The sequence below is a fragment of the Anabaena sphaerica FACHB-251 genome, from assembly GCF_014696825.1.
Classification (GTDB): Bacteria; Cyanobacteriota; Cyanobacteriia; order Cyanobacteriales; family Nostocaceae; genus RDYJ01.
The window spans coordinates 34,803-49,362 of sequence record NZ_JACJQU010000015.1 but is presented as its reverse complement, the minus strand read 5'-3'; the positions used below and the strand labels follow the sequence as shown (position 1 = coordinate 49,362).

Genomic DNA, 14,560 nt, shown 5'->3' with positions numbered 1-14,560 from the left:
ATATCGATTTTTATAAAAAAGTTAATTCTTCTCATTTTCGCAATAAGTAGCCCATATTTTCAACATTATTGAGACTGTTGTCAATAATTTCACGAATTTAGGTTTTTTCAGCCATTGATATTGACATAATTCTTTTTTCTGGTATTATCTCTATATAATCTGAGAGTATTTTTATAAGTATTTTTCTATCATTGCTGTTTTAGGGCTTTAGAAATGCTAAACCCCAAGGTTATAATTTCATTTTGCCCAAATACTCAAAGACGCAAATATTAAAGGTTATTCAAGTTATTTAAAGTCAAAAAAGGGGTTTTGAAGATAGCCCATAACTCACCATCTTTTTTCCTTGGTTGGCACTTCAGTTTAAAGACAAAAATCTGTATAATTTGATTCTAAATGAAGTAAAATTCAGAGTTAAGATGACACAATTGGGTTAAATTGTGATTGAAGCTACAAAAAATTGACAACATACCTACCTAACACAGTGTTTCCAGCCTCGGTTTTTCAGCTAGATAATGGTTTGACATTTATTCATCAGGAAATACCTGCTACCCCTGTAGTAGTGGCAGATGTTTGGGTTCGTGCTGGAGCGACCTTAGAGCCAGAACCTTGGTTTGGGATGGCACACTTTTTAGAACACATGATTTTTAAAGGTACAGCCACCTTAGCTCCTGGGGAGTTTGATTATAACATTGAGAAGATGGGTGGTGTGAGTAATGCAGCTACGAGCCATGATTATGCTCATTACTACCTGGCTACAGCTACTCCTTACTTAGGAGATACATTACCCCATTTAGGCGAACTTTTGCTCAATGCAGCAATTTCCGAAGATGAATTTATCCGCGAACGAGATGTAGTATTAGAGGAAATTCGCTCTGGTGCTGATGATCCCGATGCCATAGGATTTGAATCGCTGCTGAAAAACGTCTATCAAAACCACCCTTACGGACGTTCTGTATTAGGTACTGAGCAAGATTTAATGCAGCACTCACCAGAAGCGATGCGGTGTTTTCATCGTTCCCACTACCAACCGGAAAATATGACAGTTGTGATTGTGGGGGGAGTGGAACAGGAAACAGCTTGGGAATTGGTAAATAAAACTTTTACAGATTTTACCGGAGAGGGGGAGCGCACTGCCGGAAGCAATCGCGCTGATTGTCCCCCATCAGAGAAAATACCAGCACCAGTAATTACAGGCATTCATCGACAAGAGCTAATTTTACCACGCCTGGAGCAAGCACGGTTAATGATGGCGTGGATAGCACCAGGAGTAGAAAAACTGAGAGACACCCATGGTTTAGATTTGCTAACGGTGTTATTAGGACAAGGAAGGACTTCCCGCTTAGTGCATGATTTACGGGAAGATAAACAACTGGTACAGGCAATTTGCAGTAATTTTTCCTTACAACGGGAATCAAGTTTATTGACAATTACCGCTTGGTTAGAAGCAGAATATCTGGAAAGAGTAGAGTCTTTAATTCAGGAGCATTTACATAACTTGCAAACTACAGGTATTAGCGAGCAAGAACTTAACCGCATCCGTAGATCATTATGTAATGAATATGCCTTTGCAACGGAAACACCCAATCAGTTAACATCCCTTTATGGTTACTATAATACCATTGCCCAAGCTGAATTAGCCGTTGCTTATCCTCAGCAAATTCAGTCCTTTGATACTCAAGAACTGCAAAAATTAGCACAAAATTATCTTTCACCGCAAAATTACGCAGTTACTGTTCTCAAACCATATTAATAAGTGACAGGGGACAGTAAGAAGGGAATAGGGAACAGAAAAATTAAAAATATCCTGACTCCTGACTCCTGACTCCTGACTCCGGCCTCCTGCCTCCGGCCTCCTTTAATCATTAACCTATTGAGTGAGAATGCAAAATATAAATAATTCTAAGTCTTCTATCCATCGCACTGTATTACCAAATGGCATTGTTGTATTGGTAGCAGAAAACTCAGCAGCAGATATTATTGCCGGGAGAATTTTTATCCGTGCTGGTAGCTGTTATGAAAATCGAGAACAAGCAGGTTTAGCACATTTGTTATCAGCAGTAATGACAAAAGGTTGTGATGGTTTATCGAGCTTAGAAATTGCCGAAAAAGTCGAGTCTGTGGGAGCAAGTTTAAGTGTCGATGCGGGTACTGATTATTTTTTGCTGTCTTTGAAAACAGTAACTGCTGATTTTGCCGAAATTTTAGCACTGTCGGCGTTATTATTGCGATCGCCCACATTTCCCGAAAGCCAAATAGAACTAGAAAAGCGGTTAGCACTACAAGATATACGCTCTCAAAAAGAGCAACCCTTTAACTTGGCTTTTGAACAAATGCGACAAGCCATGTACCAAGAACACCCATATTCTCTGTCGGTTTTAGGTACAGAAACAACTATTAGCAGCATTACTCGTGTAGACTTAACAGAATTTCACCAAACTCATTTTCGTCCAGACAACATAGTAATTAGCATTGCTGGACGCATCACACCAGAAGCAGCACTAGAGTTAGTCGCAGAAGTGTTTGGTGATTGGTTCCCACCAACTCAACCACGTCATATACTAGATTTACCTGCAATTTCTGTTACACCAAAATCCTGCCTCAAACCCTTAAATACACAACAATCAATTGTGATGTTGGGTTATATGGGTCCATCAGTCAGCGCCCCCGGATACGCCGCCCTCAAATTGTTATCTACATACTTGGGAAATGGGCTTTCTAGCCGCTTGTTTGTGGAATTACGAGAAAAACGGGGTTTAGCTTACGAAGTATCTGCTATTTACTCTACTCGGCTGTTTCCCGCTTCATTTATAGTTTATATGGGAACTGCATCAGAAAATACCAGTATCGCTTTCCAAGGATTGCGCCAAGAAGTAGAACGACTATGTAATACTGAACTATCTGCCGATGAACTACAAACAGCCAAGAATAAAATTCTCGGACAGTATGCCTTGGGTAAGCAAACTAACGGGCAAATTGCTCAAATATATGGATGGTATGAAATTTTGGGCTTAGGAATTGAATTTGATCAGGAATTTCCCGCACTGATTCACAAAGTCAGTCCTAAGTCAGCGATGACAGCCGCTAATAAATATTTACAGGAACCTTATGTGTCTTTAGTTGGTCAAGAGGAAGCAATAAAATCAGTTAACAGTTAACAGTTATCCGTTATATAGGACTCCTATTTGATTATTGAACAAGACTCAGTACACACGGAAAATCTTCTTACCTGTTCCCTGTTCCCTGTTCCCTGCCTCTACGAAAAATATGGCTAACGCCACGCTACGCGGACATAAATCAAATCGGATCACTATATTACAGCAATTTGCAGGTGTCACCTGTCACCTGCTATCAGGTCTCCACAGTAAAGTTATTGTGGCGATCGCATCAAATGTAAGATGAGCATGACAATATCCCAGGTAAATTCCATGAAATATAGCCTGATTAAGAGTATTTCCCACAACTTAAGAAAAAAACAGTCGTATTACTCACTTTTATTTTACGTTACACCTGTACTGATTGCTTCCTCTGCGATGCCATCAATAGCAGCACCTATACAAATTGCCCAAATCAGCACCGTAGGTAACATCAACCGCCCCACCTTGCAACTTGGTAGCCAAGGTCAACTTGTCTCGGAACTTCAGGCAGCACTGGCACTTTTAGGCTTTTACACAGGTGCAGTAGATGGTATTTATCAAGAAGGTACAGCCAGGGCTGTTTCCCAATTTAAACAAGCCGCTGGCTTGAATCCAGATAGTGTTGTAGATGCTATCACTTGGCAAAAACTTTTCCCTAATGTATCAAACGTTGCTGCCAATACCTATTCCTCTGGTGTGCAACCCACCGCCAGCAATAACTTGAGTGTTCCTACTCAAAACAATAGAAACACTGTTATTAATAACACAGTTCTCCGAAAACCGACTGCTCCCAAACCAACTACAACTTCCCAAAATCAGCCTAACACGAGCTTTCGTCCGACACCACCCAATCAGCAAAATCCTAACATTCAATACACCCCGGCAGGATGGCCTATTTTACGTTTAGGCAACCGTGGCTCAGAAGTAACTAAGTTACAAAAACTACTACAAACCTTGGGTTTTTTGAAAGGCTCTATAGATGGTGACTTTGGTGTTACCACTGAAACCGCAGTCAAAGCTGCTCAAACTCGCTACGGGTTACAAGCAGATGGCGTTGTTGGTGGAGCTACTTGGGAAGTTTTCGTGCGGCGCTTGCCCCAGCAACGTTAGGCTGATACTTCAGGTAGGGGGCAGAAGGCGGTCTGAATTTTGCTATTTGATAACTATTCAAAAAAACATGAGATGAAACACTTTTTATTAACTTGGCTTGGTACAGCGTTAGCATTATTAATCACATCTCAAATTGTACCAGGTTTCATTATCAAGACTTTTGTCGCGGCCTTATTTGCTGCTATTGTCATCGGTTTGGTAAATGCTATTATTCGCCCAATTTTGAGTTTGTTAACATTTCCCATCACCTTGATTACTTTTGGTTTATTTACCTTTGTTATCAATGCTTTAACTCTGTGGTTGGCAAGTGCTATCACTCCCGGTTCTGGCTTTGAAATTCAAGGTTTTGTACCTGCTTTTCTCGGCTCTATTGTGCTGGCAATTGTTTCTAGTATTATTAACTATTTTCTCAGAGTTGTTGACTGAATATGGCAGGAGGCAGGATATTTTTAATTTTTCTGTTCCCTGTTCCCTATTCCCTATTCCCTATTCCTGCAACAGCTACCGTAACTGCCCCAGCTTCCCCTGGTAAACGAAAAATTTGCTTGGGAACTAATAACGTCACTTCTGAAGTCATTTGAGCAGCAGCAATAATAGCAGATGCCTCTGCTACACTAGGTGTTCCCACGGTTTCTGTAATTATTTTTCCAGGGTTAGGAACACAGACACCAGCCAGAATTTCTGCCGTGAAGGTTTTTAAAGGCAAATTATTTATTCGACAAAATTCTCTTAAACCAAATTCAGACGCTTTAATATCAATGGTAGCAATACCCGCTATATCAGTATGGGTAAGCTGATATTCTCGAAAGACTTTCTCAATTGCTGCACTAATTAACTGGGGAGAAATTCGTTTTTGACAACCGATACCCACCCATAAAACCTGTGGAAACAATAAATCTACTTGCACAATTGGCTCATTTAATGCTATTTAAGAAGAAATTTAATTATTTATAAAGAATTGCTTGAAAAGCTTATAAATCAAGAGAAAATCACACCTAAGAAAGATTGATTTTTTATTATTGTACACTTTGATACATCAAAAATGATAATTTTAATACTTTCCCCAAAAGAAAAACCGATATATTAAGTAAATCTAGCACAGTAGGAAACATCGAGGGATAGACAAAACAAGGCAAAAGGTAAATTAAGTCTTCATGTTTACTTTTTTCCACCCTTGTAGCGCAAGCTTTTGATCTTGGTGTTTCAATTTCTTATTTCTCCGTCGTAGCAACTTCACAACAGTTACGGCGGAGTTTTGCTCAAAAAAACGCTTGATATTAGTCCTGCGCCCCAGCTTGTCGTAAAATTCGGGCAATTGTGCGATAGCTATTAAATTCAGCAATCATTAAAGCTGTATAACCACCTTGGTTTTTTAAATTTACATCTGCTCCGGCTGTAATTAACATCTGCACAGCTTGAGTATAACCCTCAGCAGCAGACCACATTAAAACCGTTGCACCTGCTGAGTCTTGAAAATTTACATCTGCTCCTTTTTCTAACAGCAGCTTGAATATATCTGGATGGTTGCCGACTAAAGCTTTAACTAAAGCAGTTTTACCATCATCTGCTAGAGCATTGATATTAGCACCATAGTCAAGTAATACTTTGACTGTCTGGGTGTGTTCTTGAGATACTGCCAATGTGAGGGCAACTTCACCAAAGTTCTTTTTGTTCGCATCTGCTCCTGCACCCATTAAAGCTGCTACTATTTCGCTATATCCTTGGAATGCTGCTATAAGTAAGGGTGTATCTCCAAGATGATTTCTAATTTCTACATTTGCACCCCGATGCAGTAAGATTTTTACTATATCTAGGTATTCTTCCACAACAGCAAAGTGCAGAGCGGTTTCACCTTCTTTATCTTGGTGATTAATTTCTGCACCTGCATCTAATAAAGCTGCAACAATATTACTATGGCCTGCGGCAGCGGCTGCTAACATTGCAGTGCTACCATCGGCGTTTTTTAAATTGGGATCAGCCCCATGTAACAACAGTGTTTGTACTACATCCAAATATCCCCAGTCTGCGGCTATCATTAAGGGTGTCTCACCTTCTGCATCCGGGGTATTGACAAACTTACCATTTTGTATTATGGCTTGAACAACTGCTGTGTAGCCTTGTTTGATTGCCAGTTTGAGGGCGTTATCATCATCTTTATCAGTAATATTGGCATCAGCACCGGCAGCTAAGAGAACCTGTACTACATCAAGATGCCCTTTTTGGGCGGCAGCCATTAAAGCTGTGCTGCCATCTTCATTAATGGCATTTATATCTGCACCTCTAGATATTAAAAGCTTGACAATATCAACCTGATTATTACTAGCTGCCAACATTAACGCTGTTAAACGGTATGTTTTTCTAGGTAGGTTGATATTAGCGCCAAAATCTAGGAGCGATCGCACTATTTCTGTATAACCTAAATTAGCCGCAAACATTAATGCTGTAGTGCCATTGCGATCGCACGCATCCACTTTAGCACCAGTTGCCAGTAGTTCACAAAGCCGCTTGATATCGCCGCTTTTTGCCGCCTTGATCAGTAGATTATTATTGTTTTCAGTCATAAGAGAAATCCCGCACAGGCCGATATTGCTGAATTTAGCCTTAAAATTTAGTCTGAGCCTGTTTCAGCACTTTGGCAATAGACAAGAACAAAGAATAGTCTGGAATCAATTTATGCTAAGTTTTATTAAGATTTAATAATTTGGATAACCAGGCGATGAGTCTAGAACTTTCTCCAGAAGTGAAATACGGGTTGAACTTCTTTCACCCAGCAATGATGTGGATACTATTAGCACTCTCCTTGTATGCAGCTTACTTAGGTTTACAAGTACAGCGTACCAGAAATGCTCAGGGTGAAGAAAAGAAAGAATTGATTAAAGGCAAATATACAATTAAACACCACCAAATTGGGTCTATCATCTTAGCTTTGATGGTAGCAGGTTCAATTGGTGGCATGGCAGTCACTTACATCAATAACGGTAAATTGTTTGTTGGACCCCACCTGTTAGCTGGCTTAGGGATGACAGGTTTGATCGCATTTTCTGCGTCCTTGTCTCCCTTTATGCAAAAAGGAGCAAATTGGGCGCGTGCGACTCATATTCTTCTTAATTTTGGGATTTTAGGGTTATTTATTTGGCAAGCTTTCTCAGGCGTAGAAATCGTCCTCAGAATTATTAGTAAAGCATAGTCAGGAGGCAGGAGGCAGAAGAAGCAGGGGTGCAGGGTGCAGGGTGCAGGAGGAGAATAACAACTGATGACTTTCAACTCTGTCACCTTTCACCTGTCACCTGTCACCTGTCACCTATGACGCTTTTTCTTAGAATTAACAGGAAAGGGAACACCGAGAGATTGATGAAAATCTTCTTGGACTTTGCGAGTTAAACGACGGGATACTTGACGGACAATTTGATTAAGTAGGCGATCGCCTGTAGACTGAATTAAAGAATGGGGTAATCGCTGAATAAATCTGGGAAAATGAAGCTCAACCGTCAAATATAATTCCCATTCCACCTTTGTTATCCCCGGCAAACTTTCTACTAATTCCATGCACGCATTATAGTCCACATCATAACCGGGAGCTTGGTAGTCAGGGATAGGAATTGTGCGGATGTGGTATTTACCTTGCTGTGGGGCTAACAATTCCAAACCAATTTTTGGCTCAACTTCATAACCAAAAGAACCAAACCGACCAATTACCAACGCATAGCCATTTTGTCCCAAAGGTTCCACCCTCATCGGTTCAGCACAGCGTACAAACCATGAAGAATGGGAATTCAGATACTCAGCAACCTGTTCTTTAGGGGCATACATTTCCATGCAGTCTTGATGACGACTATGGAATCTGCTAGGACCACCATGAGCTTCTTTTGCTGGTGTTTCATCTGAGGCTACGCTTGAATCCGTTGGTAAAACTGATTCAGTTATTTCCAAGGTTTGAAATTCCCAGTTGTTTGCTACCATAAGTACGTTTTCTGTATAGTTAAAAGTTTGTCTATACTAATGATTCCCAATGAGGGATAGTTTTTTCACACAAAAATGCAAATTTCACGAAAACATTACTAATTTGTCTTCAACTCCATAGAATCACTACAATTAAGAACGAAACCAGCACATCTTAGTTTCCCAGGATAGCGTTAATCATGAAAGCATTTGTAGCAGGTGCAACAGGTGAAACCGGTCGTCGGATAGTACAACAGTTAGTAGCCAGGAATATTCCGGTTCGTGCCTTGGTGCGGGATCAGCAAAAAGCTCAAGCTATCTTCTCTCCTGAAGTTGAGTTAGTTGTGGGAGATGTGTTAGCACCAGAAAGCCTAATGGCTGCATTAGGTGATAGTACCGTAGTCCTGTGCGCCACAGGTGCAAAACCCAGTTTTGACCCAACAGGCCCTTATAAGGTCGATTTTGAAGGTACGAAAAATTTAGTTGATGCAGCTAAAGCCAAGCAAATAGAGCATTTTATTCTGGTTTCTTCGTTGTGTGTTTCCCAGTTTTTTCATCCGCTAAACTTGTTTTGGTTAATTTTAGTATGGAAAAAGCAAGCTGAAGAATACATTCACAAAAGTGGACTCACTTATACAATTGTCCGACCTGGAGGACTGAAAAATGAAGATAACACCGATGCCATAATTATGCAGGGCGCTGATACTTTGTTTGATGGTAGCATCCCTCGGCAAAAAGTGGCTCAGGTTTGTGTTGAATCTTTGTTTGAATCTGCTGCAAGTAATAAAATTGTCGAGATTGTCGCTAAACCGGAAGCCACCCGCAAAAGCTTCGAGGAATTATTTCAGGGAATAGGGAATAGGTGACAGGTAACAGGTGACAGGGGAGGAAAGGGAGAATATTTTCCCCAATGACTAATGACCAATGAACAATGACCAATGACTAATAACTAATGACTTTTAAACTCAAAGGTGTAGAAAAACTAATTGGTCCTATCGCAGCACTTCTGGGCTTCGTGTATCTTTTTCAATGGTACATTTTTGGAGATTTGCAATCAACAACCGATCCGGTATTTGACAGACAACAACCCCCCTTAGTGATGAAAGACGGAGATCCTTATATCCGTGCTTTGATGCGGACTATATCCTTCAGTGAGTCTAATACCAAGCGTCCCTACTCTGTGTTATATGGTGGTCAACAGGTAAATGACCTTAGTCGTCACCCTCAGATATGCGTCACCATTGTCACAGGGCCAAATACAGGTAATTGTTCTACTGCTGCGGGTAGATATCAAATTATTAATACTACTTGGTATGAAATTGCTCCCCGCTATCATCCCCATCCTTCGCAGTTGATGTTCTGGAATAATTATAGTTTTGAAGCTGAGTATCAAGATGTAGTAGTTTACCGTTGGTTGAATGATTCAAAGGTTTGGGGAATTGATATTTCTCAACAACTACGTCAAAAAAAATTAAATGAAGTTTTACGTCGACTTTCTCCCACTTGGACAAGTTTAGGATTTGGGATAGAAACTAATTCTAATACTCGCTTTTTACCCCAAGTTTATCAGAAGCTTTTGCAAGAAGAATTAACAGATGCTAATAAAGCAGTAGGGGCAAATTCTACACCGTCTTCAGATTCTTTGAATAAATCAAAATAAAAAACACATACCTTTTTAGATCCCCGACTTCTTAGAGGTTGTTTGAAAAGTATTAGATGAAACCAATAATCTTCAGTAACCTAATCCCCCTTTCCCCCTTCCCTACGAGGGAATGGGGGTTTCAAAGCCTCTCCCCGCGTCGGGGAGAGGTTTGGAGAGGGGTTTATTTATACATTCAAAACTTTTAAAACATCCTCTTAAGTCGGGGATCTGGTTGTCGGGGATATGGTTATAATTGCTAAATCAAAAACTTTCTAATCTTCCGCACAAATGCCAATGTATTTTCCAAGTGAGTATTATGTCCAGCTTGCTTAATTATTTGTAGTTTTGCTAATTCACTTCTGTAGGACATGGCTGTATTAATATTGATAAATTTCTCATCATATTCACCAACTAGCAAAAGTAAAGGAATTTGATTTTCTGCTAGTTTTTCCCACAAAGAAGGCTGGTATCCAGTCCCCATAAATCGTAGAGATTTTGTCAGTTCTAGAGGATTATTTTTTAACCGACTTTCTAGTATATGTTGAAATGCTGGATGATTTTTAAAATTAGCAAAAATAGGCTGATTATACCAATTTTCCAAAAAGATATTAAACTCATGTTTATCAATAATTCTTGTTAGTTTTTGGGCAATTTTGTCATCACTTTTAATCCGGGCTAATCTTTCTGTATCTGTTAGTAATCCTGGGGAAGCTGATTCTAATACAACCTTGATAAACCTCTCAGGAAAATGGAGGGTGAGATATAAAGTTAATCTTCCTCCCATTGAATAACCAACCAAAAAGCATTTTTCTATTTTTAATACATCCAATAAGTTGATGATAGCTTTGGCTGTGGGTTCCATTTTATAGTATTCATTACCTCCTAAGACTGTAGTTTTACCATGTCCTGGCAAATCAAGAGTAAGATAAGAAAAATCTTTACCTAATAATTTTATGACTTCATCAAATTCATGGATGTTACCTATGAAACCGTGCAGAAAAAGAATTACTGGTCTATCCAGATGTCTAATTAAAAAATAGTTAAATTTATAATTTTTATCTAATGGGGCTATTTCTTCAGAAATCATATAGGATTGATTAAGAATTATTTATGATTAAGTTATCCCCAACATATCATTATTTTCCAAATAGCAAAAAACGGATAAATACTGAACTATATGATCAGAATTTTTAAGTAATTTTTGGTAAGATACAGAGTTAATTTTCGGATAACAGAGATTGATAATTGCTAATTTATAATTTATGAACATCTCAACTTCTCTCCCAGAAATCCTCCGCCACCGTCGTCAAAAATTAGGAGAATTAATTGATTTTCCCGCCGTTCTCTGGTCAGGTGGTAGCAGTTCCCGCAACTTCCCTGCTAATACCTTTCCCTTTCGCGCCAATAGTCATTTCCTGTATTTTGCCGGAATTTCTCTGCAAAACGCCGCCATTCGCCTAGAAAGAGGCAATTTACAACTATTTATAGATGACCCTCACCCCAGCAGCGCCCTGTGGCATGGAGAAACCCCCACTCGTGAGGAAATAGCCGCTAAAATTGGCGCGGATAATGCTAGACCAATGGCAGAATTAGCAGATTATTTGGAAAATGCGGCTAGTGTTTCTGTACAAGATGCACCTACTTGGACACAACAATCACAATTATTAGATAGATGGGTATTACCTCAACAACCACCCCAAGGAATAGATTTAGAATTAGCTAAAGCGATTATTTCCTTACGTATTATCCACGATGAAGCGGCGCTAGTGGAATTACGTAAAGCTGCGGCTGTGAGTGTCGAAGCACATAAAGCGGGAATGGCTAGAACTGGTAAAGCGAAACTAGAAGCGGAAGTTCGCGCTGCAATGGAAGCAGTAATTATGGGTCATAATATGACTACTGCTTACACAAGTATTGTGACGGTGCATGGTGAAGTTTTACATAATGGGCATTATTACCACTCCCTACAACCAGGAGATTTACTTTTAGCTGATGTGGGTGCGGAAACAGAAACTGGTTGGGCTGCTGATATCACTCGCACTTGGCCTGTTTCTGGTAAATTTTCGCCTACTCAAAGGGATATTTATGATATTGTTTTAGCTGCCCATGATGCTTGTATTGAGAGGATAGCCCCTGGTGTGGAATATGGGGAAATTCATCTTTTAGCTGCAATGATTATTGCCGAAGGTTTGGTAGATTTGGGAATTTTACAAGGTAAACCGGAAGATTTGGTGAAAATGGATCTTCATGCGTTGTTTTTCCCCCACGGAATTGGGCATTTATTGGGCTTAGATGTGCATGATATGGAAGATTTGGGAGATTTAGCAGGGTATGATGAGGGCAGAAAAAGAAGTAGTCGCTTTGGTTTAAGTTACCTGCGTTTAAATCGTCCTCTACGTCCGGGAATGTTAGTGACAATTGAACCAGGATTTTATCAAGTTCCCGGAATTTTAAATGATCCGAAAATTCGTGATCAATATCAATATTTAGTCAACTGGGAACGGTTAGAAAAATTTGCTGATGTGCGTGGAATTCGGATTGAAGATGATGTTTTAGTAACAGAATCAGGTAGGGAAGTTTTAACTGCTGCATTACCAAATCAAGCAGAGGCAATAGAGAATTTAGTATCGTAAAAAATCACAATTATATCCCCTAGATCCCCGACTTCTTTTGTCAACTTCTGAATAAATTGGTAATTGTTCTCAGAAGTCGGGGATCTCAAGCACCCGATTTTTTTTATTCCTGTAAATAAATCAGGAACTAATATTAGTGGTCGCGGGTCTAGGTGAGAGATATACTATTAAGTTTGATGATTTTTGATAAAAGTAGATAGTCATGATCAATAAATCAATGGGATCTTTGTTTGCTGGAGTTATTATCAGTTTAGGACTTTCACCATTAGTAGTCCAAGCACAGCAACCTGTTTCTGATAACCAAGTTGCAGCAATGGTAGAAGCATTAAGACTAGCTGCACCCCAGAAAAAAAAGCCAACTCCTGGATATTATAGTGACTGGCAAGTTAAACCAGAAACTTTGAGAGGTTGGTCAAAATTTTGTCTGAAAAAAGAATTAACACCGACTCAGTTTGAAAATGATCCTAAAACAGCAAGGCAAATTATTTCTTGCATTATGAAGCGTGAGTTAACTAACCAGTTTAAGGCTACGAATAATAATGAAATTGCTGCTGTTACTGGTGCTGCTTGTTGGTGGATGACTGGACTTTATACAGGTTGTAATAAAGGTTTTACAGGTGATTATGTGCAGCAAGTTGTCAAGTTGTATCAACAAGAACGGGCAAAACCAAAAGCTGTAAATTCTCCATCATCTAGTTCAAAAATGGACAATTAACAAAGGAATATTGACAATTACCTCTCCTTTCCTTACTTGGAAGTGAGAAGATTGGGAAATAAGAAATTTTTTCTGCTTTTTCTCCTTAAAAGGAGAGGTTTTCAACCTTGAGTAAAACAATTATCAATTATCAATTGATAAATTATCATCATGGTTTCTAACTTTCGATATATGAATTGATGTTGATTTATCTGTCAAAAGTTAAGGAATTAATTGCGGTTAATATATAACATTAAATTAAAGACTTATCAAGTTTAAATCTGGGTATTACAAAAAATGTTGTTTTTGAAGGAGGCATAAATGTTTAAAAATCAACAATCAGCGGTGCAAAACTCCAGTCTTTACGAAGAAATAAACGACAAAGAAATGGATCAAATTCGAGGTGGACAGTATCCCGGTGGACAATATCCCGGTGGACAGTATCCCGGTGGACAATATCCTGGTGGACAGTATCCCGGTGGACAGTATCCCGGTGGACAGTATCCTGGTGGACAGTATCCCGGTGGACAAACTTCAAAAAAACATCATTTTTACCAAGGTACACCAGGAAGACCGCCTGTATACGTCAACCCCACTTATCCTGGGGAAAGGTTTTACTGTACTTACGATCCTTACACTGGTCAACAAACTTGTTACAATTATTAGGAAGCAAGAAGATTGTTTGGTTCAAGACTTGAAACCACAAAAAAACCATTTAGCCCGCGTAGACGGGCTTTGTTTGTATAGACCTAGATTTCTAATCTGAGGGTAATTTTCTCAAAATCCAAAATTGTCTCATCTTCTGACAACCAACTGAAAGGAATTCAAATATCCTGTCATGGTTTTACTTAAAGTTGAACGCTGTTTTTTAGAGACTATCGCCATGACTTGATAGAGTCGTCCTTCAGCAACATACATCCTATTTGTAGTTACCTTACCAGACGAATCTACATATTGAATTTCTTTGCCTGGATGACCGTTTGAACTGCGAATATTGCGTTCACTAATTAAATTGCTTTGTGTAGCTTTTAAAGTGTTAGATTGCGCTTGATTCAGTATTTTTTGTGGACTAGTCATTTGGGCATAACTATAAGGAAATTCATTGTAAGTTACTAAATATGCAACTTCTTGTTCCGGTGGTAGGGCTGTAAATATTTGTAATTTTATTTCTCCCATGTAGGTTTTTTGCGTTTGAGTTTTCACTTTTGGTCTTCCTGGCATCAAAATCTGAAAACTTTTATCTGGGGGAGTGAATACCTTCCATTTTGGCTGCACGACTTTAGGAACAGTTGGTTTACTGCCAGAAGCAGCGGCTTTAGGTTTACGCACCTCGGCCGAAACAAACCCACTGTATAAAAAAGTGGCAGCGATGAAAGGTAATAAAAATTTGATAGTCATATTTGTAGCC

The 14,560-nt window shown here is 39.3% G+C and carries 16 protein-coding genes; 11 read left to right on the top strand and 5 right to left on the bottom strand.

Annotated features, from left to right (window positions below; translation table 11 throughout):
• Nucleotides 1-481 precede the first annotated feature (481 nt).
• The 5 genes from H6G06_RS20200 to H6G06_RS20185 all read left to right on the top strand — a co-directional run bounded on the left by H6G06_RS20200 (nt 482) and on the right by H6G06_RS20185 (nt 4,670).
• Entirely contained in the window at nt 482-1,750 is a 1,269-nt protein-coding gene (locus H6G06_RS20200; RefSeq protein ID WP_190563495.1) for an insulinase family protein, read from the top strand.
• A 130-nt stretch (nt 1,751-1,880) separates the two neighbouring features.
• Nucleotides 1,881-3,155 (top strand): M16 family metallopeptidase, encoded by a 1,275-nt coding sequence (locus tag H6G06_RS20195; protein WP_190563376.1) that lies wholly within the window; start codon nt 1,881-1,883, stop codon nt 3,153-3,155.
• A gap of 109 nt (nt 3,156-3,264) precedes the next feature.
• The gene (locus tag H6G06_RS27870; RefSeq protein WP_277875212.1) at nt 3,265-3,399 is read left to right on the top strand and encodes a hypothetical protein; all 135 of its coding nucleotides are present in this window, start codon (nt 3,265-3,267) and stop codon (nt 3,397-3,399) included.
• A 26-nt stretch (nt 3,400-3,425) separates the two neighbouring features.
• Nucleotides 3,426-4,244, top strand: a complete 819-nt coding sequence (locus tag H6G06_RS20190; RefSeq protein WP_190563374.1) for a peptidoglycan-binding domain-containing protein — start codon at nt 3,426-3,428, stop codon at nt 4,242-4,244.
• A gap of 72 nt (nt 4,245-4,316) precedes the next feature.
• Nucleotides 4,317-4,670 carry a phage holin family protein gene (locus H6G06_RS20185; RefSeq protein ID WP_190563372.1) on the top strand — a complete coding sequence of 118 codons (354 nt, stop codon included), beginning with the start codon at nt 4,317-4,319 and terminating at the stop codon, nt 4,668-4,670.
• 46 nt (nt 4,671-4,716) lie between these two features.
• On the opposite strand, the gene H6G06_RS20180 is transcribed toward H6G06_RS20185, so the two are convergent.
• Nucleotides 4,717-5,151, bottom strand: coding sequence for a cobalamin biosynthesis protein (locus H6G06_RS20180; protein ID WP_190563370.1), 435 nt, complete (start codon nt 5,149-5,151; stop codon nt 4,717-4,719).
• Nucleotides 5,152-5,521: 370 nt separating this feature from the next.
• Entirely contained in the window at nt 5,522-6,805 is a 1,284-nt protein-coding gene (locus H6G06_RS20175) for an ankyrin repeat domain-containing protein (protein WP_190563368.1), read from the bottom strand.
• A 155-nt stretch (nt 6,806-6,960) separates the two neighbouring features.
• Between H6G06_RS20175 and H6G06_RS20170 the strand changes: the two genes are divergently transcribed.
• Complete coding sequence (locus H6G06_RS20170) at nt 6,961-7,431, top strand: DUF4079 domain-containing protein (RefSeq protein ID WP_190563366.1); 471 nt, start codon at nt 6,961-6,963, stop codon at nt 7,429-7,431.
• A gap of 110 nt (nt 7,432-7,541) precedes the next feature.
• On the opposite strand, the gene H6G06_RS20165 is transcribed toward H6G06_RS20170, so the two are convergent.
• A complete protein-coding gene (locus H6G06_RS20165) occupies nt 7,542-8,204 on the bottom strand; it encodes a DUF1997 domain-containing protein (RefSeq protein WP_190563364.1) in 663 nt (220 codons plus the stop codon).
• Between the two features lie 179 nt (nt 8,205-8,383).
• Here H6G06_RS20165 and H6G06_RS20160 point away from each other — a divergent pair, with 179 nt between their 5' ends.
• Nucleotides 8,384-9,049 (top strand): NAD(P)H-binding protein, encoded by a 666-nt coding sequence (locus tag H6G06_RS20160; RefSeq protein WP_190563362.1) that lies wholly within the window; start codon nt 8,384-8,386, stop codon nt 9,047-9,049.
• Between the two features lie 86 nt (nt 9,050-9,135).
• Nucleotides 9,136-9,843, top strand: a complete 708-nt coding sequence (locus tag H6G06_RS20155; RefSeq protein WP_190563360.1) for a glycoside hydrolase family 24 protein — start codon at nt 9,136-9,138, stop codon at nt 9,841-9,843.
• Between the two features lie 238 nt (nt 9,844-10,081).
• On the opposite strand, the gene menH is transcribed toward H6G06_RS20155, so the two are convergent.
• A complete protein-coding gene (gene menH, locus H6G06_RS20150) occupies nt 10,082-10,912 on the bottom strand; it encodes a 2-succinyl-6-hydroxy-2,4-cyclohexadiene-1-carboxylate synthase (RefSeq protein WP_190563358.1) in 831 nt (276 codons plus the stop codon).
• Between the two features lie 175 nt (nt 10,913-11,087).
• Between menH and H6G06_RS20145 the strand changes: the two genes are divergently transcribed.
• The 3 genes from H6G06_RS20145 (at nt 11,088) to H6G06_RS20135 (ending at nt 13,818) form a co-directional block, all read left to right on the top strand.
• A complete protein-coding gene (locus tag H6G06_RS20145; protein ID WP_190563356.1) occupies nt 11,088-12,458 on the top strand; it encodes an aminopeptidase P family protein in 1,371 nt (456 codons plus the stop codon).
• Between the two features lie 202 nt (nt 12,459-12,660).
• Nucleotides 12,661-13,173, top strand: a complete 513-nt coding sequence (locus tag H6G06_RS20140; RefSeq protein ID WP_190563354.1) for a hypothetical protein — start codon at nt 12,661-12,663, stop codon at nt 13,171-13,173.
• A gap of 300 nt (nt 13,174-13,473) precedes the next feature.
• Nucleotides 13,474-13,818 carry a hypothetical protein gene (locus H6G06_RS20135; RefSeq protein WP_190563352.1) on the top strand — a complete coding sequence of 115 codons (345 nt, stop codon included), beginning with the start codon at nt 13,474-13,476 and terminating at the stop codon, nt 13,816-13,818.
• A 129-nt stretch (nt 13,819-13,947) separates the two neighbouring features.
• On the opposite strand, the gene H6G06_RS20130 is transcribed toward H6G06_RS20135, so the two are convergent.
• Nucleotides 13,948-14,550, bottom strand: coding sequence for a hypothetical protein (locus H6G06_RS20130; protein ID WP_190563350.1), 603 nt, complete (start codon nt 14,548-14,550; stop codon nt 13,948-13,950).
• Nucleotides 14,551-14,560 lie beyond the last annotated feature (10 nt).

Bases quoted from the DNA above. Each gene is read 5' to 3' on its own strand.
- H6G06_RS20195 (WP_190563376.1), top strand. From the start codon at position 1,881: ATGCAAAATATAAATAATTCTAAGTCTTCTATCCATCGCACTGTATTA.
- H6G06_RS27870 (WP_277875212.1), top strand. From the start codon at position 3,265: ATGGCTAACGCCACGCTACGCGGACATAAATCAAATCGGATCACTATA.
- H6G06_RS20190 (WP_190563374.1), top strand. From the start codon at position 3,426: ATGAAATATAGCCTGATTAAGAGTATTTCCCACAACTTAAGAAAAAAA.
- H6G06_RS20185 (WP_190563372.1), top strand. From the start codon at position 4,317: ATGAAACACTTTTTATTAACTTGGCTTGGTACAGCGTTAGCATTATTA.
- H6G06_RS20175 (WP_190563368.1), bottom strand. From the start codon at position 6,805: ATGACTGAAAACAATAATAATCTACTGATCAAGGCGGCAAAAAGCGGC.
- H6G06_RS20170 (WP_190563366.1), top strand. From the start codon at position 6,961: ATGAGTCTAGAACTTTCTCCAGAAGTGAAATACGGGTTGAACTTCTTT.
- H6G06_RS20165 (WP_190563364.1), bottom strand. From the start codon at position 8,204: ATGGTAGCAAACAACTGGGAATTTCAAACCTTGGAAATAACTGAATCA.
- H6G06_RS20160 (WP_190563362.1), top strand. From the start codon at position 8,384: ATGAAAGCATTTGTAGCAGGTGCAACAGGTGAAACCGGTCGTCGGATA.
- H6G06_RS20155 (WP_190563360.1), top strand. From the start codon at position 9,136: ATGACTTTTAAACTCAAAGGTGTAGAAAAACTAATTGGTCCTATCGCA.
- menH (WP_190563358.1), bottom strand. From the start codon at position 10,912: ATGATTTCTGAAGAAATAGCCCCATTAGATAAAAATTATAAATTTAAC.
- H6G06_RS20145 (WP_190563356.1), top strand. From the start codon at position 11,088: ATGAACATCTCAACTTCTCTCCCAGAAATCCTCCGCCACCGTCGTCAA.
- H6G06_RS20140 (WP_190563354.1), top strand. From the start codon at position 12,661: ATGATCAATAAATCAATGGGATCTTTGTTTGCTGGAGTTATTATCAGT.
- H6G06_RS20135 (WP_190563352.1), top strand. From the start codon at position 13,474: ATGTTTAAAAATCAACAATCAGCGGTGCAAAACTCCAGTCTTTACGAA.
- H6G06_RS20130 (WP_190563350.1), bottom strand. From the start codon at position 14,550: ATGACTATCAAATTTTTATTACCTTTCATCGCTGCCACTTTTTTATAC.